The 19,559-nt window shown below is 60.9% G+C and carries 19 protein-coding genes; 9 read left to right on the top strand and 10 right to left on the bottom strand.

Features of this window, described 5'->3' with window-relative positions:
* The first annotated feature begins 19 nt into the window (after nucleotides 1-19).
* Together ACTJJ6_RS00285 and ACTJJ6_RS00280 are read left to right on the top strand one after the other, a co-directional pair.
* On the top strand, nucleotides 20-610 hold the full coding sequence (locus tag ACTJJ6_RS00285) for a LuxR family transcriptional regulator (protein WP_004939094.1): 591 nt from the start codon (nucleotides 20-22) through the stop codon (nucleotides 608-610).
* Between the two features lie 180 nt (nucleotides 611-790).
* Nucleotides 791-2,416 carry an FMN-binding glutamate synthase family protein gene (locus tag ACTJJ6_RS00280; RefSeq protein ID WP_015377182.1) on the top strand — a complete coding sequence of 542 codons (1,626 nt, stop codon included), beginning with the start codon at nucleotides 791-793 and terminating at the stop codon, nucleotides 2,414-2,416.
* A 107-nt stretch (nucleotides 2,417-2,523) separates the two neighbouring features.
* Here the strand turns inward: ACTJJ6_RS00280 and betA are convergent, their stop codons facing one another.
* From betA to betI, 3 genes are all read right to left on the bottom strand, one after another.
* Nucleotides 2,524-4,191: a choline dehydrogenase gene (gene betA, locus ACTJJ6_RS00275; RefSeq protein ID WP_049299841.1), complete on the bottom strand. Its 1,668-nt coding sequence runs from the start codon at nucleotides 4,189-4,191 to the stop codon at nucleotides 2,524-2,526.
* A 225-nt stretch (nucleotides 4,192-4,416) separates the two neighbouring features.
* Nucleotides 4,417-5,889, bottom strand: a complete 1,473-nt coding sequence (betB, locus tag ACTJJ6_RS00270; protein ID WP_016928486.1) for a betaine-aldehyde dehydrogenase — start codon at nucleotides 5,887-5,889, stop codon at nucleotides 4,417-4,419.
* Between the two features lie 14 nt (nucleotides 5,890-5,903).
* Complete coding sequence (gene betI / locus ACTJJ6_RS00265; RefSeq protein WP_004939107.1) at nucleotides 5,904-6,506, bottom strand: transcriptional regulator BetI; 603 nt, start codon at nucleotides 6,504-6,506, stop codon at nucleotides 5,904-5,906.
* Between the two features lie 400 nt (nucleotides 6,507-6,906).
* Between betI and ACTJJ6_RS00260 the strand changes: the two genes are divergently transcribed.
* Nucleotides 6,907-8,946, top strand: coding sequence for a choline transporter (locus ACTJJ6_RS00260; protein ID WP_004939112.1), 2,040 nt, complete (start codon nucleotides 6,907-6,909; stop codon nucleotides 8,944-8,946).
* Between the two features lie 44 nt (nucleotides 8,947-8,990).
* Here ACTJJ6_RS00260 and ACTJJ6_RS00255 read toward each other — a convergent pair whose 3' ends face one another.
* The 4 genes from ACTJJ6_RS00255 to ACTJJ6_RS00240 all read right to left on the bottom strand — a co-directional run bounded on the left by ACTJJ6_RS00255 (nucleotide 8,991) and on the right by ACTJJ6_RS00240 (nucleotide 11,274).
* Nucleotides 8,991-9,458: a YkgB family protein gene (locus tag ACTJJ6_RS00255; protein ID WP_016928490.1), complete on the bottom strand. Its 468-nt coding sequence runs from the start codon at nucleotides 9,456-9,458 to the stop codon at nucleotides 8,991-8,993.
* Between the two features lie 67 nt (nucleotides 9,459-9,525).
* Nucleotides 9,526-9,816 (bottom strand): pentapeptide MXKDX repeat protein, encoded by a 291-nt coding sequence (locus tag ACTJJ6_RS00250; protein WP_016928491.1) that lies wholly within the window; start codon nucleotides 9,814-9,816, stop codon nucleotides 9,526-9,528.
* A gap of 59 nt (nucleotides 9,817-9,875) precedes the next feature.
* Nucleotides 9,876-10,652, bottom strand: a complete 777-nt coding sequence (locus tag ACTJJ6_RS00245; protein ID WP_049299842.1) for a molybdopterin-dependent oxidoreductase — start codon at nucleotides 10,650-10,652, stop codon at nucleotides 9,876-9,878.
* 10 nt (nucleotides 10,653-10,662) lie between these two features.
* Nucleotides 10,663-11,274 carry a cytochrome b/b6 domain-containing protein gene (locus ACTJJ6_RS00240; RefSeq protein WP_016928493.1) on the bottom strand — a complete coding sequence of 204 codons (612 nt, stop codon included), beginning with the start codon at nucleotides 11,272-11,274 and terminating at the stop codon, nucleotides 10,663-10,665.
* Nucleotides 11,275-11,424: 150 nt separating this feature from the next.
* On the opposite strand from ACTJJ6_RS00240, the gene ACTJJ6_RS00235 reads away from it, so the two are divergent.
* Together ACTJJ6_RS00235 and ACTJJ6_RS00230 are read left to right on the top strand one after the other, a co-directional pair.
* Nucleotides 11,425-12,138 (top strand): response regulator transcription factor, encoded by a 714-nt coding sequence (locus ACTJJ6_RS00235; RefSeq protein ID WP_016928494.1) that lies wholly within the window; start codon nucleotides 11,425-11,427, stop codon nucleotides 12,136-12,138.
* A gap of 3 nt (nucleotides 12,139-12,141) precedes the next feature.
* Nucleotides 12,142-13,650, top strand: a complete 1,509-nt coding sequence (locus ACTJJ6_RS00230; protein WP_440801652.1) for an ATP-binding protein — start codon at nucleotides 12,142-12,144, stop codon at nucleotides 13,648-13,650.
* On the opposite strand, the gene ACTJJ6_RS00225 is transcribed toward ACTJJ6_RS00230, so the two are convergent.
* Together ACTJJ6_RS00225 and ACTJJ6_RS00220 are read right to left on the bottom strand one after the other, a co-directional pair.
* Nucleotides 13,622-15,040 carry a heavy metal sensor histidine kinase gene (locus tag ACTJJ6_RS00225; RefSeq protein WP_440801649.1) on the bottom strand — a complete coding sequence of 473 codons (1,419 nt, stop codon included), beginning with the start codon at nucleotides 15,038-15,040 and terminating at the stop codon, nucleotides 13,622-13,624. The two genes, ACTJJ6_RS00230 and ACTJJ6_RS00225, sit on opposite strands and share 29 nt — an antisense overlap.
* Nucleotides 15,037-15,708: a heavy metal response regulator transcription factor gene (locus ACTJJ6_RS00220; RefSeq protein ID WP_016928497.1), complete on the bottom strand. Its 672-nt coding sequence runs from the start codon at nucleotides 15,706-15,708 to the stop codon at nucleotides 15,037-15,039. The genes ACTJJ6_RS00225 and ACTJJ6_RS00220 overlap by 4 nt, the downstream gene beginning before the upstream one ends.
* Before the next feature lie 140 nt (nucleotides 15,709-15,848).
* Between ACTJJ6_RS00220 and ACTJJ6_RS00215 the strand changes: the two genes are divergently transcribed.
* From ACTJJ6_RS00215 to ACTJJ6_RS00200, 4 genes are all read left to right on the top strand, one after another.
* Nucleotides 15,849-16,472, top strand: coding sequence for a hypothetical protein (locus ACTJJ6_RS00215; protein WP_420277023.1), 624 nt, complete (start codon nucleotides 15,849-15,851; stop codon nucleotides 16,470-16,472).
* A 13-nt stretch (nucleotides 16,473-16,485) separates the two neighbouring features.
* On the top strand, nucleotides 16,486-17,091 hold the full coding sequence (locus tag ACTJJ6_RS00210; RefSeq protein ID WP_048795952.1) for a cytochrome b/b6 domain-containing protein: 606 nt from the start codon (nucleotides 16,486-16,488) through the stop codon (nucleotides 17,089-17,091).
* Complete coding sequence (locus ACTJJ6_RS00205; protein WP_033640918.1) at nucleotides 17,084-17,851, top strand: molybdopterin-dependent oxidoreductase; 768 nt, start codon at nucleotides 17,084-17,086, stop codon at nucleotides 17,849-17,851. Before ACTJJ6_RS00210 ends, ACTJJ6_RS00205 begins: the two co-directional genes overlap by 8 nt.
* 122 nt (nucleotides 17,852-17,973) lie before the next feature.
* Complete coding sequence (locus ACTJJ6_RS00200) at nucleotides 17,974-18,549, top strand: hypothetical protein (protein ID WP_079449495.1); 576 nt, start codon at nucleotides 17,974-17,976, stop codon at nucleotides 18,547-18,549.
* Between the two features lie 101 nt (nucleotides 18,550-18,650).
* Here the strand turns inward: ACTJJ6_RS00200 and ygbI are convergent, their stop codons facing one another.
* Nucleotides 18,651-19,421, bottom strand: coding sequence for a DNA-binding transcriptional repressor YgbI (gene ygbI, locus ACTJJ6_RS00195; RefSeq protein ID WP_350024523.1), 771 nt, complete (start codon nucleotides 19,419-19,421; stop codon nucleotides 18,651-18,653).
* Between the last annotated feature and the right edge of the window lie 138 nt (nucleotides 19,422-19,559).

Here is a 19,559-nt window from a genome sequence, read left to right as displayed (position 1 = left end):
CGGTATTGGTGTTTGCCCTATGTCTAAAAACAACGTTCTTGTGATTAGTGAGTGTAAGTACAGCTATGTTGGCCTGTCGGTGCTGCTGAAGAAACACTACGGCGCGTACGATATCCGCCTGTTTTCCGATTTCATGCATGGCGGCGCCAAAGCGGAGAAGATCACCAAGCACGATATCGCGCTGATTTTCACCTCGCAAAACCTGGAACAGAGCGTCAACGTGATAGAAAGCCTGGTGTCCCTGCACCAGCAATACAACAGCAAGACGCGCCTGTTGGTGTTCTATGACGACGAGCGCGTAGTGAAACTGCTGTCGATCCTAGGGATTTCCGTTGAGTTGGTTTCTACCCGCATTCCGCTTTATTCGCTGCAGGAAAAAATCCAGCGGCTGCTGGAAAGCAAGGAACCGGGCGGCATCCGGGTGCAGAAAACCCGCGAGCTCAGCCCGGCGGAAAGCGACGTGATCTTCAATCTGCTGCGCGGCGACAGCCTGCTGCACATTGCGGAAAAACGCGGCACGCACCCGAAAACCATCTTCTCGCAAAAATACAGCGCGATGAAAAAGCTGCGGCTGCGCAGCATGAGCACCATCTTCGTCGCCGGAAAATAAATATCTTGGCTTGTTGCGCGGCACGCCGCGCGGCAACCCCCTTCCGCCAGGTTAAATTAATGTAACAACCGGCGACAAAGCAGCAACAGACACACAACATCCTCTCCTGTTGGTTACGATTTGCACACGGATTATCCGTGAGTCATGTCGTGTGGATTAAAATAAACATCAGGAGATGTTATGAAGTCGTCCTTATTCAGCCGCTATACCTGCTTTGTGCTGAGCATCTTGCTCACCCTGGTTTTCTTGATCATGATGCACAACCATCCGTGGTTCTGGCTGCCGGCCCTGGCCTGCGGTTGCCTGATGGTGCTGGGTATCTACGATCTCACGCAGCAGCGCCACGCCATCTGCCGCAACTACCCGATCATCGGCCGCCTGCGCTTCTTCTTCGAGTTCATCCGCCCAGAACTGCGCCAGTATTTCCTCGAGCAGGATAATGAAGAGATCCCGTTTTCGCGCACCCAGCGCACGCTGGTGTATCGCCGTGCGAAAAATGAGATGGGTGACAAACCGTTCGGCACCCTGCTGGACGTCTACCAAACCGGCTATGAGTGCATCGGCCACTCCATGCGGCCGGTGGAAGCCGCCGACCCAACCAGTTTCCGCATCACCATCGGCGGTGCCGATTGCCGCCAGCCCTACTCCGCGTCGATCTTCAACATTTCGGCCATGAGCTTCGGCGCGCTCTCCGCCAACGCCATCCGCGCGCTCAACCTCGGCGCGGCCAAGGGCAACTTCTACCACGACACCGGTGAGGGCAGCATCAGCCGCTATCACCGCGAAAACAACGGCGATCTGGTGTGGGAGCTGGGCAGCGGCTATTTCGGCTGCCGCACCGCCGACGGCCATTTCGATCCGCGCCGCTTTGCCGAACAGGCGCAAAGCCCGCAGGTGAAAATGATTGAAATCAAGCTCAGCCAGGGCGCTAAACCCGGCCACGGCGGCATTCTGCCGGCGAAGAAGGTGGATGCGGAAATCGCCGCCACCCGCGGCGTGCCGGAAGGCGTGGATTGCATCTCGCCGGCTTCGCACAGCGCCTTCACCACCCCGCTGGAAATGATGCAGTTCATCCAACAGCTGCGCGAGCTGTCAGGCGGCAAACCGGTCGGTTTCAAGCTGTGCATCGGCCACCCGTGGGAGTTCGTCGCCATCGTCAAGGCGATGCTGCACACCCGCATCCTGCCGGACTTCATCGTGGTGGACGGCAAGGAAGGCGGCACAGGCGCCGCGCCGCTCGAACTCTCTAACTATATGGGCATGCCGCTGCGCGAAGGGCTGCTGTTCGTGCATAACACGCTGGTGGGCTGCGGCCTGCGCGACCAAATCAAGATTGGCGCCAGCGGCAAGATCATCAGCGCCTTTGACATCGCCAGCGTGCTGGTGCTCGGCGCCGACTGGGTGAACTCGGCGCGCGGCTTTATGTTCGCCGTCGGCTGCATCCAGTCGCAAAGCTGCCACACCAACCACTGCCCGACCGGCGTCGCGACGCAAGATCCGCTGCGGCAAAAGGCGCTGGTGGTGCCGAACAAGGCGGAACGCGTCTACCACTTCCATCAAAATACGGTGAAAGCGCTGGCGGACATGCTGGCGGCGGCCGGCGTCAGCCGCCCGGAGCAGCTGACCTCGCACCATATGCTGCGCCGCATCACGCCGACCGAGATCAAGGTGTACGCCGATATCTATTACTACCTGGAGCCCGGCGCGCTGCTGCAGCCGGAGATCAAAAGCGAGTTCTACGCCCGCATGTGGCGCATGGCGACGCCCACCAGTTTCGATCAGGCGATCTCGCTGCCGGCGGCATGATGGGATAAGGGATAAAAGAGAGTTGCCCCCTCGCCTGGGGAAGAGCATATGGAGAGGGGTTGCTTGCTACGGCGGCCCTCCCCCTCAACGGCGAGAGGGCGTGTCGGTTACTGCTTGCGCACCGGCGCATCGCCGGCGACGTAGTAGTCGGCGGTGCTGCGCGGCAGCGGCGTGCGCTGGCGAATGCGATCGGCGATCTTCTCGGCGATCATGATGGTGGTGGCGTTCAGGTTGCCGGTGATGATCAGCGGCATGATTGACGCATCCACCACCCGCAATCCTTCCATGCCGTGCACCCGGCCCTGGCCATCGACCACCGCCATTTCGTCTTCGCCCATCTTGCACGAGCAGGACGGGTGGAAGGCGGTTTCGGCGTGCTCGCGCACGAAGGCGTCCAACTGCTCGTCGGTCTGCACCTCCGGCCCTGGGCTAATCTCGCGGCCGCGGTATTCGTCCAAGGCCGGCTGCGCCATGATTTCGCGCGTGATGCGGATAGCGTCGCGGAACTCCTGCCAATCCTGTTCGGTCGCCATGTAGTTGAACAGAATGCTCGGATGCTGGCGCGGATCTTTCGATTTCACCTGCACCCGGCCGCGGCTCGGCGAACGCATCGAACCGACGTGCGCCTGGAAACCGTGCTCTTTCACCGCGTTGCTGCCGTTGTAGTTAATCGCCACCGGCAGGAAGTGATACTGAATGTTCGGCCAGGCGAACTCTGCGCGGCTGCGAATGAAACCGCCGGCCTCGAACTGGTTGCTGGCGCCGATGCCGGTGCCGTTGAACAGCCACTCCGCACCGATCTTCGGCTGGTTAAACCATTGCAACGCCGGGTACAGCGACACCGGTTTCTTGCAGGCGTACTGCAGGTACATCTCCAGGTGATCCTGCAGGTTTTCCCCCACCCCCGGCAGATCGTGCACCACGTTGATGTCCAGACTTTTCAGCAGCGCCGCCGGGCCGACGCCCGAACGCTGCAGAATTTGCGGCGAGGCGATGGCGCCGGCGCACAGCAGCACTTCGCGGCGCGCTTTGGCATGGGTCAGCTGATTGCTGTCGCCCTGCAGATAGTTGACGCCCACTGCGCGCTTGCCGTCGAACACGATATGGTCGGTCAGCGCATGGGTGACGATCTTCAGGTTCGGCCGTGAACGCGCCTGATCAAGATAACCGCGGGCGGTGCTGGCGCGGCGCCCTTTCGGCGTCACGGTGCGGTCCATCGGGCCGAATCCTTCCTGCTGGTAACCGTTCAGATCGTCGGTGCGCGGATAGCCCGCCTGTACGCCGGCTTCCACCATGGCGTGGAACAGTTCGTTGTTGCCGGCCTTCGGCGTGGTGACGCTCACCGGGCCATCACCGCCGTGGTAATCGTTCGGGCCGATATCGCGCGTTTCCGCCTTGCGGAAATACGGCAGACAGTCCAGATAGGTCCAGTCTTCCAGACCCGGCGCCTTGGCCCAGTTGTCGAAGTCCATCGCGTTGCCGCGAATGTAACACATGCCGTTGATCAGGGATGAACCGCCCAGCCCTTTGCCGCGGCCGCATTCCATCCGGCGGTTGTTCATGTGCGGCTCAGGATCGGTTTCATACGCCCAGTTATAGCGGCGGCCCTGCAGCGGAAACGCCAGCGCGGCCGGCATCTGGGTACGGAAATCCATCCGGTAATCCGGGCCGCCGGCTTCCAGCAGCAGGACGCTGACGTCGGCGTCTTCGGTCAATCGGGTGGCTAACACGTTGCCGGCGGAACCGGCACCGATAATGATGTAGTCAAATTCCATTCATTATCTCCTAAATATTCATATGCCTGAATGATGCGAATGGCTTGAATTCCGCATGCTGAATATATCAAGGCAGTTTTGGATGCAAAAAAGGATATATCCCCTATGGATTTCGAGTTACAGCTAGGCGGCAAGGGCGCAGAGCCCCAGGAGCTTACTCAAGTAAGTGACTGGGGTCTGCGCTCGCAGCCAACAACGCTGTAGCTTGAAAGACGACGGGGATAGTTAAAATACCGAGGCGTATTCGCCCAGCTCGACCTGCACCGATTTGATCTGGGTGTAGTGCTCCAGCGTGGTCAGGCCGTTTTCGCGACCGACGCCGGACTGCTTATAGCCGCCGACCGGCATTTCCGCCGCCGATTCGCCCCAGGTGTTGATCCAGCAAATGCCGGCTTCCAGCTGGTGGATCACGCGGTGCGCGCGGGCCAGATCGTGGGTCACCACGCCCGCGGCCAGGCCGAAGGTGGTGTCGTTGGCGCGGCGCACCACTTCCTCTTCGCTCTGGTAGCTGAGGATGCTCATCACCGGTCCGAAGATCTCTTCGCGCACGATTTCCATGTCGTCGCGGCAGTCGCTGAATACCGTCGGCGCCACATAAGCGCCCTTGCCGAATTCGCCGTGGGTGACGCGTTCGCCGCCGCACAGCAGGCGCGCGCCGCTGTTTTTGCCGCTCTCGATAAAGCGCAGCACCGATTCCATATGCGCGAAGCTGACCAGCGGCCCGAAGTTGGTTTGCGGATCGGTCGGATCGCCGAGGCGAATGCGTTTCACGCGCTCGAGAATTTTCGCCTCAAACTGCGCCTGCAGCGCCGCCGGCACGAAGACGCGGGTGCCGTTGGTGCACACCTGGCCGGAACTGTAGAAGTTGGCCATCATGGCGATATCGGCGGCGCGATCCAGATCGGCGTCGTCGAAGATAATCAGCGGCGACTTGCCGCCCAGTTCCATGGTGACTTCCTTCAGCGTCGAACCCGACGCGTTGGCCATCACCTTCTTGCCGGTTTTCACCCCGCCGGTGAAAGAGACTTTGGCGATGCCCGGGTGGTCGGTCAGGTACTGCCCCACCTCCGCGCCGCTGCCGGTCACCACGTTGAACACGCCGTCCGGCAGGCCGGCTTCGGTGTAGATTTCCGCCAGCTTCAGCGCCGTCAGCGACGTGACTTCACTCGGCTTGAAAATCATCGCATTGCCCGCCGCCAGGGCCGGCGCGGACTTCCACAGCGCGATCTGAATCGGGTAGTTCCAGGCGCCGATGCCGGCCACCACGCCCAGCGGTTCGCGGCGTGTGTAGACGAACGAGGTATCGCGCAGCGGGATCTGCTCGCCTTCAATGGCCGGGATCAGGCCGGCGTAGTACTCCAGCACGTCGGCGCCGGTGACGATGTCCACCGCGGTGGTTTCCGACATCGCTTTACCGGTATCCAGCGTTTCCAGCGCCGCCAGCTCATCGTTGCGCTCGCGCAGAATATCCACCGCGCGACGCAGGATGCGCGAACGCGCCATCGCCGTCATCGCCGCCCACACCTTCTGCCCGCTGGCCGCGCTGGCCACCGCACGATCGACGTCTTCAGCGCCGGCGGACTGGACTTCAGCCAGAACTTCGCCGTTCGCCGGATTAATGGCGTTGAAGGTTTTTCCAGCGGTGCTGTCTACATAGGCGCCATGAATATAGAGCTTCTGCAAGCCAAAACGGGACATAGGATCTCCTTGAGTTAGCCTCCGGGCGGCGTTTGCCCCCGGAGTTGGAACGTGATGTATTCGGTCGTGAGCGCCAGCGCCTGCGCCTGATTGAACGCCGAACCGCGCAGCGCGCTGCGCAGCCACAGCCCATCGATCAGCGCCGCCAGCCCCTTGGCCGCCAACCGCGCCTGCGGCTGCGGCATGACGCGGCGAAACTCGGCGCACAGGTTGGAATAAAGCCGGCGGCCGTTCACCTGCTGCAGCCGGTTGAGCTGCGGCTGGTGCAGGCTGCTGGCCCAAAAGGCCAGCCAGGTCTTCATCGCCGCGCTGTTGATCTGGCTGTCGTCGAAGTTGCCGGCGACGATCGCCTGCAGCCGCGCCGCCGGGCTGTTATCGGTGAGCGCCTGCAAGCGCAATTTCACCGCCTCGCCCAGATGGCTGATCAGATAGCGCATCGTGGCTTCCAGCAGGCCGTTCTTGTCCTTGAAATAATGGCTGATGATGCCGTTGGAAACGCCGGCCCGCCGCGCAATCTGCGCGATGGTGGCGTCATGCATTCCCACTTCGTTTACCGCGGCGAGCGTGGCATCAATCAACTGCTGCCTTCTGATTGGCTGCATTCCTACCTTTGGCATATTTCGACTCTCACAAAACCGACTTCGGCCTTATCTCAGCGGGCAAATTTCACTGCCGTTTCGCCCGTGATTCAGGTCATCATGAGGACTATTAAACTTTTTTTTGATTGAACGTTCAATAAAAATTGCATATATTTTATTGCCGCCTGGTTAAAAATTTGTACTATCTGGTTGTGGAACTGGCTGATTTTTGTGAGGTAATTAACGAATCTGACCAAAATCAGTGGCTGTAAGCGGTTCCCGCCGCGAAGCGCTCCGGTGCTTCAGCAACAGGCGAAAGCGGCGTTACTCAGGCCATTCCCATGGGGATGGTCGCCGCCTTCATTCGCCCGTTTTCCGGCGGCGCCAACGCGCCCCGAAATGCGGAGCGGCACGATTTTACTCAGTTCAGAGGATGACGATGACAACACGCGAAACCTCCTCCAAACCGCAGCAGGACCGCCTCAACCCTGTGGTTTTCTTCACCTCGGCGGGGCTGATCCTGGCCTTCTCGCTGATGACCATCTTTTTCACCGACTTCTCCGGGCAGTGGATCACCCGCACGCTGAATTGGGTGTCGACCACCTTCGGTTGGTACTACCTGCTGGCGGCGACGCTGTACATCGTGTTCGTGGTGTTTATCGCCGCCTCGCGCTTCGGTTCCATCAAGCTCGGGCCGGAACAATCCAAACCGGAGTTCAGCCTGATGAGTTGGGCGGCGATGCTGTTCGCCGCCGGCATCGGCATCGACCTGATGTTCTTCTCGGTCGCCGAGCCGGTGACCCAGTACATGATGCCGCCGGAAGGCGACGCGCAAACGCTGGAGGCCGCGCGCCAGGCGATGGTCTGGACGCTGTTCCACTACGGCCTGACCGGCTGGTCGATGTATGCGCTGATGGGCATCGCCCTCGGCTACTTCAGCTATCGCTACAATCTGCCGCTGACCATCCGCTCGGCGCTGTACCCGATCTTCGGTAAGCGCATCAACGGCCCGATCGGCCACAGCGTGGACATCGCCGCGGTGCTCGGCACCATCTTCGGCATCGCCACCACGCTGGGCATCGGCGTGGTGCAGCTCAACTACGGCCTCAAGGTATTGTTCGAGATCCCGGAAAACCTGACGGTGCAGGGCTCGCTGATCCTACTGTCGGTGATCATGGCCACCATCTCGGTGACTTCCGGCGTCAACAAGGGCATCCGCATCCTGTCCGAGCTGAACGTGCTGCTGGCGCTGGGTCTGATCCTGTTCGTGTTGTTCTTCGGCGACACCGAGTTCCTGCTCAACGCGCTGGTGCTTAACGTCGGCGATTACGTCAACCGCTTTATGGGCATGACGCTCAACAGCTTCGCCTTCGATCGGCCGGTGGAATGGATGAACAACTGGACGCTGTTCTTCTGGGCCTGGTGGGTGGCGTGGTCGCCGTTCGTCGGCCTGTTCCTGGCGCGCATCTCGCGCGGGCGCACCATTCGTCAGTTCGTGGTCGGCACGCTGATCATACCGTTCGTGTTTACCCTGCTGTGGCTGTCTATCTTCGGCAACAGCGCGCTGTACCAGATCATCCACGGCAACGCCGAGTTTGCTCAGGAAGTGATGCAGTTCCCGGAGCGCGGCTTCTACAGCCTGCTGGCGCAATACCCCGGCTTCACCTTCAGCGCCTCGGTGGCCACCATCACCGGCCTGCTGTTCTACGTCACCTCGGCGGACTCCGGCTCGCTGGTGTTGGGCAACTTCACCTCGCGCCTGGCCGACATCAATAATGATGCGCCGAACTGGCTGCGGATTTTCTGGTCGGTGGCCATCGGCCTGCTGACCATCGGCATGCTGATGACCGACGGCGTGCCGGCGCTGCAGAAAACCACGGTGATCATGGGCCTGCCGTTCAGCTTCGTGATCTTCTTCGTGATGGCCGGGCTGTATAAATCGCTGCGGGTGGAAGACTACCGCAAGGCCAGCGCGCTCAGCACCCTGGCGCCGGTGCCGGTCTCCAGCCACGACGTGCTCAACTGGAAACAGCGTCTGTCGCGGGTGATGAACTACCCGGGCACGCAGTACACGCAGAAAATGTTGGATAAGGTTTGCCGTCCGGCGATGCAGGACGTGGCGCGCGAGCTGGAGTTGCGCGGCGCGAAAGTGGAGTTCAGCGAAGTGCCGCCGACCGAAGACGAACGCCTGAACCACCTGGAGCTGCTGGTGCACTTGGGCGAGGAACAGAACTTCATCTATCAGATCTGGCCGATGCGCTACTCGGTGCCGGGCTTCACCTACCGCGCCCGCTCCGGCAAGTCGCACTACTACCGGCTGGAAACCTTCCTGATGGAAGGCACCCAGGGCAACGACCTGATGGACTACAGCAAGGAACAGGTGATTGGCGATATCCTCGACCAGTATGAGAAGCACCTGAACTTCCTGCACATTCATCGCGAAGCGCCGGGGGGCACTCTGACCTTCCCGGATATGTGACGGTCAATCAATAACGAGAGGGCGTAGCCAGGCTACGCCCTTTTTTATGCCTGCTCGGCCGGCAAATCGGCTTTCAACAGCACCAGAGAACCGGCCAGCAACACCAGATCCTTGATTAAAAAGCTGGTGGCGCCGGCCATGGCGGGAAAACCGCCGGCGGAGGGCTCCCAGGCGCCCGGCGTGGAAAAGATCAGCGTCAGCGTGGTCAGGTAGGTCACCGTCGATCCGATCGCCCCCAGCAACCCCAGCCGCCGCGACCAGAATCCCGCCAGCAGCAGCAAACCGAAGCTCCACTCGGCGACGCCCAGCGCATAGCTGGCGCCGCGGATGCCGAACGCCTGGTGCATCCAGCTCAGCAGCGGGCTGTTGCCGATCAGTGGCACCAGTCCCTGCGCTTCGTAATCAAACCACTTGGCGTAGCCGAAGGCGGCGAAGATCACCACCAGCGCCGCGCGCATAAAGATAACGTCCCCGTTCGAGCGCCGAAAGCGCCTCAGCCATGTCGCCAGCATCGTCCTCTCTCCTTATGTTGCCCGCGGCCGCCGCGGTTTGCCGCTTGCGGCCGCGGGGTACGGCGGCTTACTGCCCCATCGCGTCCTTTTTCATTTCGTCTTTCTTCATGCCGTCTTTGGCCATACCGTCTTTCGCCATGCCATCCTTTTTCATGGCGTCTTTCCCCATCTTGTCTTTCTTCATGCAGTCCTTGCCCATGCACTCTTTCTTCATCCCATCTTTCGCCATGCCGTCGTGCGACATCTGGCTCATGCCGTCCTTTTTCATCGCGTCTTTGCTCATGCCGTCCGCGGCGTTGGCGCCGGCCACGCCCAGCATCAGCGCGCTGCACATCATCATTGCGAATAACTTTTTCATGGTATTTCCTTCCGTCATGTCAAAGGCACCGGAGTGCCGGAGAATGGCCGGCGGCCGCCTCAGCTGCCGCCAAACCAGTTGTAACCCTGGTCTTCCCAGTAACCGCCCGGGAAGCGGTTGGTGACCTCGATCACCTGAATGTGCTTCGGATTCTTGTAGCCCAGCTTGGTCGGCATGCGCAGCTTCATCGGGTAGCCGTACTTGCGCGGCAAGATCTGGCCGTCGTAGGTCAGCGCGATAATCGTCTGCGGATGCAGCGCGGTGGCCATGTCGATACTGGTGTAGTAGTCGTCGGCGCATTTGAAGCTGACGTAGCGGGCGCTCAGATCCGCGCCGATCGCCTTGAGAAAGGTGGCGAACGGCACGCCGCCCCACTTGCCGATAGCGCTCCAACCCTCGACGCAAATATGACGCGTCACCTGGCTGACCTGCGCCATCCGATGCAGCTGCGGCAGGCTCCAGGCGCGCTTGTCCTGCACCAACCCCGCCACCTCCAGCCGATAGTCGTCGCCGTTGATGTCGGGCGCGTCCTCCTCGGCGTAAAAGGCGTTGAACGGGAATGGCCGGGTGATCATCGACTCCGGGTAGACCGGCGCCAAACGATCGCCGTTGAACAGCCAGCCCTGCACCCGATCGTTGAGGCGCGAAATGCGGCTCAACGCCTGCTCGACGTTGGCGTTGCCGCTGAGATCGCAGCCGGTAAGCATGGCGATACCGCCCAACGTCAGGCCGTTGCGCAGAAAGCGGCGGCGGGATGACGCGGTCAACAAGCGCTGCGCTTCTTTGACGATCGCCTGCCCTTCAACGATCGTCATGATTTGTTTATCCTTTTCCATCATTCACTCCTTAGCGTCCGCGCAGCATGGCCAACAGCGTGCGGGGCACCAGCGCCACCATCACCAGATGGATCGCGACGAAGGCCACCAGCGCCGACATGGCGAAAAAGTGGATATAGCGCGCCGCTTCATAGCCGCCGAGCAGCGTGCGCAGCAGTGGAAACTGCACCGATTTCCACAGCACCAGTCCGGACAGCGCGCTCAGCACGCCAAGGAGCATCACCGACAGATAGGCCACGCGCTGCACCATGTTGTAGTGGCGCAGGTCGGCGTGCTGCAACCGGCCGCGCAACGCCGCGCCGACATCGGCGAGAAACTGCTTCGGGCTGAGCGGCCAATATTTGCGTTTGAAACGCCCGCTGGTCAGGTTAAGCAGCAGGTAGCACAACCCGTTGACGCCAAACAGCCACATGCCGGCGAAGTGCCACTGCAGCGCGCCGCCCAGCCAGCCACCGAGCGTCAGCTCGTTGAAAAAGCTGAAGTTGAACAGCGGCGAGGCGTTGTAGATGCGCCAGCCGCTGGTCACCATGATCAGCATCGCCAGCGCATTCAGCCAATGCGTTAACCGCAGCCACAGCGGATGTACGGTCTGTCGTTGTTCCGGGGTGAGAGTGAGGCTCATAACGATTCCTGCCAGCTAACGATGCGATGAACCGAGTATTCCCCGGATTTGTTCCCCAAGACCTCACGCAGAGTTAAATAAAATGTGATAACTCCGCCGATGGCGGTTGTGTAGACTTCAGAGTGAATCGGGCAATCAGCGGTAATGAGAATGGACAAGCCAAAACGAATTTTGATCGTCGAAGACGACGGCGACATCGCCGAGCTGCTGCAGCTGCATCTGCGTGACGAGGGTTACGCCATCAGCCACGCCGCCGACGGCAATCAGGGCATGGCGATGCTGGAACAGGGCGGCTGGGACGCCTTGATCCTCGATCTGATGCTGCCGGGCGTGGACGGATTGGAGATTTGCCGCCGGGCGCGCACCATGACGCGCTACACGCCGATCATCATCACCAGCGCGCGCTCCAGCGAGGTGCACCGTGTGCTGGGGCTGGAGCTGGGCGCCGACGACTATCTGGCCAAACCCTTTTCCATGCTGGAGCTGGTGGCGCGGGTCAAGGCGCTGTTTCGCCGCCAGGAGGCGATGAGCCGCAACCTGCGCATGGACGCCGGCGCGCTCAGCTTCAACGATCTGACCATCGATCCTATCGCCCGCGAGGTGCGCCTGCACCAACAGCCGATCGAGCTGACGCCGCGCGAATTCGACCTGCTGTACTTTTTCGCCCGCCACCCGGGCCAGGTGTTCTCGCGCCTCAGCCTGTTGAATCAGGTCTGGGGCTATCAGCACGAAGGGTATGAGCACACCGTCAACACCCATATCAACCGGCTGCGCATCAAGATTGAGCGCAATCCGGCGGAACCCGAGCGCATCCTCACGGTGTGGGGCATGGGCTATAAATTCGCGGCCGCGCCGCAAGAGTGAGCCATGAAAAACCTTACGTTAGCGCAGCGCCTCACGCTGATCTTCGCGCTGCTGATCGTCATCGGCTGCGCCTTTTCCGGCTGGATGCAGGTGCGCAGCAATACCCAGTACAGCCAGGCGGTGATCCAGCGCCTGTCCGGCAACCTGGCTCAGCATATCGCCGACAGTAATCCGCTGTTGGGGGTGAACGGGCCGGATCCGCAGGCGGTGCATACCCTGTTCGATCAGCTGATGGCGGTGAACCCCAGCGTGGAGGTTTATCTGCTCGACAAACAGGGCGCAATCATCGGCAACGCCGCGCCGGCCGGGCATCTGAAGCGGCAGCGGGTCGCGCTGGCGCCGCTGCAGGCGCTGCTCGATGGCGCGCAGATGCCGGTGTATGGCGACGATCCGCGCAGCGCGGACGGGCGCAAGGTGTTCAGCGTTGCGCCGCTGAAGGTCGACGGCCGGGTCGAGGGCTATCTGTATGTGGTCTTGCTCGGTGAAGAGTACACGGCGCTGGCCAGCAACGCCCAGTTCAACTCGGCGGCCAGGATGGCGCTGTGGACCTCCGGGGTGATGGTGCTGTTCAGCCTGCTGGCCGGCGGTTTCGCGTTTTACTGGGTCACTCGCCCCATCCGGCGCCTGACCCGCCAGGTCAATGCGCTGGACAGCGGCGGCATCGAGGCAGTGCAGGCCTACGCGGCGCTGCCGGCGGCGCCGGCCGGGCGCGACGAGGTCAGTCAGTTGCAACAGGCCTTTCACCGCATGGCGCAGCGTCTCGCCGAACAGTGGCAAACGCTGGCGCAGCAGGATCGGCTGCGGCGCGAATTCATCGCCAACGTCTCGCACGATCTGCGCACCCCGCTCACCTCGCTGCACGGCTATCTGGAAACGCTGTCGGTCAAGGCCGCCGCCCTGAGCGACACCGAACGGCGCCGCTATCTGGAGATCGCGCTGGCGCAGAGCCGCAAGGTGGGCAAGCTGGCGCAGGAGCTGTTCGAGCTGGCGCGGCTGGAGTACGGCGTGGTGAAACCGCAGAAAGAACCCTTCTCTCTCAGCGAACTGCTGCAAGACGTGTTCCAGAAGTTCGAGCTGGCGGCGGAGGCGCGCAATCAGCGGCTGCACGCCGACATCGCTCCCGGCATTCCGCCGGTGTTCGCCGATCTCAGCATGATTGAGCGGGTGCTGACCAACCTGCTGGACAACGCCATTCGCCATACGCCGCCCGGCGGCGACATTGGCGTGCGGCTGTGGCGGCAGGAAGGTCGGGTGATGGTGCAGGTCAGCGACAGCGGCCCCGGCATTCCGCAGACGCTGCGCGCCGATCTGTTCGTGCGGCCGTCGATCCTGAGCGGCGCCCAACGCCCCGCCGGCGGGCTGGGGTTAATGATCGTGCGGCGCATTCTGCAACTGCACGACAGCGACATCCAACTGATTGAACAACCGCAAAGCGGCGCCTGCTTCCGCTTTGCCATTCCGCCGCGTGAGTCCGGCACAACGGTTATTGCGCGAGCGGGAACCGCAGGCTGAAAATGAGGCTGGCGGCAGACGCGCGCCCGGTACATTCGGCGCGCACCTCACCGCCGTGCAGCGTCATGATGGCGCGTACGATAGACAGCCCGAGGCCGCTGGCGTGGCTGCCGGCGCTGCGCGCGGGATCGGCGCGGTAGAAACGATCGAACAGTTTTTCCAGCTGTGCCGGCGCGATCGGCGGCCCCTGATTGATGACCTGCACCCACCAGGCATCGGCGCGCCGTTCAGCCCGCAGGACGATCAGGCTGTTTTCGTCGGCATAACGCACCGCGTTGGCCACCAGGTTGCTCAGCGCCCGCTGGAACAACATCGCGTCCGCCTTCAGCTCGCCTTCCCCCTCGCAGCTCAGCGCGATGCCGCGTTCTTCCGCCAGCCCTTCGAAGTAATCCGCCACCCGCCGCAGCTCTGCCGCCACATCCAGACGACTGTAGTTCAGCGCGGACTGCGCCTCACCGGCGCGCGCCAGAAACAGGATGTTTTCCACCATGCGCGAAATACGCTCCAGCTCATCCATATTGTCCGACAATAGGGTTTCGTACTCCTCCACGCTGCGGGGTTGATACAGCGCCACCTGACACTGGCCCATCAACGCGCCCACCGGGGTGCGGATCTCATGGGCCAAATCGGCGGAAAACTGCGTCAGCCGCTGATAGCCTTCATTCAACCGATCGAGCATCGCATTAAACGCCCGGGTCAATTGCTGTAACTCCTTCGGCGCCCCCTGTTCACTGAGGCGCGTCGACAATGTATTGGGCGCGATCTGCGACGCCTGCGCCGCCATGCGCCATAGCGGCCGCAATCCGCGGCGCATGACCCCATAGCCCAGCAGCGCAATCAGCAGGAAAGCCACAACGACCGCCGCGACAATGCGCCACAGGTAGCGCGCCAGCATTTTCTGTTCGTTGACCATCACGTGCGCGGCGGAAATCTGCAGCAAACTGCCGTCTTCCAGGCGCACCATTGCCGACGCCGCGCGCAGCGGCACCCCCTGCGCCGTTTCCCCGCCGCGCACGGCGGCCAGCGTCTGCGCCTGTTCGGACGGCGTCGGCGCGATCGGCGGCAGGGCCACCCTGGCCGGATTCACATTGATGAGCGGTTTTTGCCCCGGAATTTGGAAAATCAACACATCCTGTTCATTGCCCAGCATATTTTCGAACAGGCCGTTATTAGCCGTCAGGCGCGCCAAAGGAAAGCGCTGCCCCAATAAATGGCGGAAATACTCTACGCGCCCGGTCACCTGCAGATCGCTGCGGAGCGTCATTTCCTGACGCATGGCGCCGAACAGATACCAGCCCGCCCCGCTCACCACGCAGGCGGCCACCAGCGCGAACAGCATGGCGGTGCGCAGCGTCAGCGACACCGGCCGACGTGAAGCGCGGGCGTTCACGAGCGCGGCTCGCAAACATAGCCGATGCCGCGCACGCTGTGGATCAGCTTGACGTCGAACGGCCGGTCGATTTTGGCGCGCAGGCGTTTGATCGCCACATCAACCACATTAGTGTCGCTGTCGAAATTCATGTCCCACACCTGGGAGGCGATCTGCGTGCGCGACAGCACTTCACCTTCGCGCCGCACCAGCAGATGCAGCAGCATGAACTCCTTGTTGGTCAACGGGATCACCTGATCCTGGCGCACCGCCCGGCGGCGCAATACGTCCAACTGTAGATCGGCGATGGCGTAATGATCGGCTTCGCGCGCCGGCCCGCGGCGCAGCAAGGTGCGCAAACGCAGCACCAACTCGGTAAAGGAAAACGGCTTGATAAGATAGTCGTCCGCGCCCAGCTCCAAACCGTGGATGCGATCCTGCACGCCGTCGCGGGCGGTGAGAAACAGGATCGGCACGTCGCTTTTCTTGCGCAGCACCTCGATGACCTGCCAGCCGTCCAGCCCCGGCAGCATCACGTCGAGCACGATCGCATCGTAGTCCTGCTCCAACGCGCGAAACAGCCCATCGGTGCCGGTGCGCGCCAAATCGACGCCGTAGCCCGCTTCCCCCAGCCCTTTCTTCAGGTAATCCCCTGTGCCGATATCGTCTTCAACAACCAGTATTCGCATGCTCGCCACCTCGTTACGTCTGCAAAAATACTAGCAGTTTCGGCGGACAAACTTGATGACATTAATGTCATCAAACGGCCATGGCGCTGACCCAGTAGGTCAACCATGCTTAACCGGCAAACTCATTTCAGGAGAACATTATGATTACCCGTCATCGTATAGCCGGTTTATTGTTATCCACATTACTGCTGTCCAGCGGCTTGGCCGCCGCCCAACCGCCGGGCAAGGTGATTGCGCCGCTGCGCGGCACCATCAGCCAGGTTGCCGACGGCAATCTGCAACTGACCGATCGCAAAGGCGAGACACTCAGCGTCAAGCTGAACGATCAGACCAAAGTGCTCAGCGTTTCCAAAGCCACGCTGGACGACATCAAACCGGACAGCTTTATCGGCACCGCCGCCGTGCCGCAGCCGGACGGCACGCTCAAAGCGCTGGAAGTGCACGTGTTCGCCGCCAGCCTGCGCGGCACCGGCGAAGGGCATTCGGCCTGGGAATCCGCCGACGGCAAAGTGGACACCATGACCAACGGCACCGTCGGTAAACTGCTCAAATCCAACGGCCGCACCCTGACCGTCACCTACGGCAACCAGCAGAAAACCGTCGTCGTGCCGGAAGACGTGCCGATCGTGACGCTGGATCCGGGCGATCTGAGCCTGCTTAAACCGGGCGTGCACATCGTGCTGTTCTCCGCCGTCAACGATAAGGGCGAACGCATCGCCACCCGCATTTCCGCCGGCAAAGACGGCACCGTGCCGCCGATGTAACCGGAGGAAAGCCATGAAAACCAACGCGTCGCGGCCGGTGCATCGCTGGCCGGTTCGAATCACTCATTGGATCAACCTGTTCGCCATGGTGTGCATGTTCATGAGCGGTTGGGAAATCTACAACGCCTCGCCGCTGTTCGATTTCCGCTTTCCGCCGCAGATGACGCTGGGCGGTTGGCTGGGCGGCGCGATTGGTTGGCATTTGGCGGTGATGTGGCTATTGGCGCTCAACGCCGTCTGCTATCTGCTGTGGAGCCTGTTCAGCGGTCATTTTCGCCGCGATCTGTTGCCGCTTCGCATCGGCGCGCTGCGGCAGGATATCTGGCTGGCGTTGACGCTGCGCCTGCGCCACCGGCATGGCCACTATAACGCCATTCAGAAACTGATGTACCTCGGCGTACTGGCGCTGGGTCTATTGCTGGTGCTGTCCGGCCTGGCGATTTGGAAGCCGGTTCAGCTGCAGGGATTGGTCGCGCTGTTTGGCGGCTTCGATTTCGCACGCTACGTGCATTTTTTCGCCATGGCCGGCATCGGCCTGTTCGTGGCGATCCACGTCTTTATGGTGGCTGTCGTGCCCAAAACTCTGTGGGCGATGATAACGGGTGGCAAACATGAATGAGAAAAAACAGCGGGCAGCCGCGCCGACGCTGGAACCGGACCAAAAAAAGCAGTTGGTCAATCTGCAACGCCGGCTGATGTTGCGCTCCGGGCTGACGCTGGGCGGCATCGCCATGCTCACCGGTTGCAACCTGCAAGACGGCGATCGGGTGGATAAGGTGCTGTGGGCCATGTCGCGCTGGAACGACCGAGTGCAGGCCTGGCTGTTCAGCGGCCAGCGGTTGGCGCAAACTTACCGCCCCGATCAGATTACCCAGCCTTTCCCCTTCAACGCGTTTTACCCGGAATACAACGTCCCCGAGATCGATCTTGCCGGCTATCGGCTTGAGGTCGCGGGGAAAGTGGAGAAAAAAGCGCCCTGGACGCTGGAACAGCTGCAGCGGCTGCCACAGCAAAGTCAGATCACGCGTCTGATCTGCATTGAGGGCTGGAGCGCCATTGGTCAATGGGGCGGCGTGCCGCTGCGCACCTTTCTGCAGCACGTCGGCGCGGATCTGAATGCCGGTTACGTCGGCTTCAAATGCGCCGATCGTTACTACGCCAGCCTCGACATGGCCACCGCGCTGCACCCGCAGACCATCCTGGCGCTGGATTTCGGCGGCAAGGCGCTGCCGGCGGACTATGGCTACCCGCTGCGGCTGCGCGTGCCAACCAAACTGGGGTTCAAAAACGCCAAACATATCGCCGCGATCTTCGTCAGCGACGTCAATCCGGGCGGCTATTGGGAGGACCAGGGCTACAACTGGTTCAGCGGCATTTAGTTTTGCGCAGCGCTGCGCACAACCCTCATCGGCGGCTGGAGGATTGTCTCCGCCGCGATTAATAATCTGTTCGTCACAAAGGGGATAACTATAGGAAAAATAATAGTAAAAAGGATTTTATCATGGAGATTGATGTGAGGGAGATCAATGCACGACCTGTCACGGAGTATAGATACCGAATAACGGTTTATAAAAAAGCCAGCAGCGTTGCTGCGTATTACCTTGATTTTAAAAAAGCGACGTTAAGGATGCGTCAATGGCTTATTGGGGCTTATCCTGCCTCGGAAGTTTTGGACAATGCTTACGTCATGGAACTGTACGATGTAAGAGCATTGGAAAACCGCGCCGAAGTAACCAGATCCTTATTTGATACCTATACCAGGATGGCGTACACCCGATATGAACGAGAACAACTCTTCATTAATGGCATCGGCCTGGCGATCGTCACTTTTGTGGCGCAATACCAAGCAAGATTGGTTTTCAGTGTACCGCTCAGGCCAGCGCTAGCCAGAATTTATGACTCGCTCTTGAAAAAACACGCGCATCGCGTACATTATTTGTACAACCAAGAGCTTATTGAGGACGGATTATATGTCATCGAAATCCCGTCTGTTGACGGCAGAATCTCACCCAACCCCTATGAGCATAAAGGAACAGCACCAAAAAGAGATGCAAGCCTTCCACGAAGAATGGGCTGAACAAAGGCGCCGCGAATGGCGTGAACGCGGCGGCATTGAAGCAAGTGAAGCGCCCGCACGTGGCATCGATACCGAGCTTTCATCCTGATTCCGGTTCGTTCTTATTCTTCTTCTCCCGCCGTCAGCAATGCAATCCCCGCTTGCTCAATGGCCTCCCGCGCGGCGGCGGGCAACCCTTCGTCGGTAATGACGGCGTCAAAGGCAGCGATCGGCAGCGCCAGGTAGGTCGCGACCTTGCCGTATTTGGACGTATCGCTGAGCAGAATGCGGCGGCGGCTGGCCTCGACGATGGCCTTCTTCACCATCACCTTGTCTTCGTTCGGCGTCGACAGGCCGCGCATACTCCACGAAGAGGCGGAGATGAACGCCAGATCGATAAACAGACCGCGCAGCGCCTGTGCCGCCGCTTCGCCGACGCAGGAGCGGTTTTCCCGGCACACGGTGCCGCCGGTGTGGATGATTCTGCACTGGCTGTGTTCGATCAGGAAGCCGGCGATGACAAAGTCGTTGGTCACCACCGTCAAATCGTCACGTCCACCGATCTGTTTCGCCAGCGCCAGCGTGGTGGTGCCGGCATCCAGATAGATACAGCTGCCGGCGGGAATTTGCCGCGCCGCCAGCCGGCCAATGGCGAGTTTCTGCCGGCTGAACATCCCCTCTTTGGCCTGGTGCGAAGGTTCGCTCGCCACCCGCTCGGGCGCCTGCACGCCGCCCGAGACCGACTGCACCGCGCCCTGTTCCTCCAGCTTTTGCAAATCACGGCGGATCGTCATGTGCGATACCCCCAGCCGTTCGGTCAGCTCGGCAATGCTGACGACGCCGCGTTCGGATACCAGCGCAAGAATTTGTTGATGGCGTTCTACAGGTATCACGGTTCCCTCTCGTTGCTGCGGTGATAATAATTGTGATTTTACGTCAATTTTCGTTCGCCGATAGCCCTAATTTTTCGCGGCGTGACGACGCGCGCAGTTAGGCCAGGTAAACATAAACTTATTTAAAAACATAATAAT

The sequence above is a fragment of the Serratia sp. 22278 genome (assembly GCF_052045405.1).
Classification (GTDB): Bacteria; Pseudomonadota; Gammaproteobacteria; order Enterobacterales; family Enterobacteriaceae; genus Serratia; species Serratia marcescens.
Note: the sequence above shows the minus strand (reverse complement) of the source record. Positions and strands in the feature narration are given on the sequence as shown.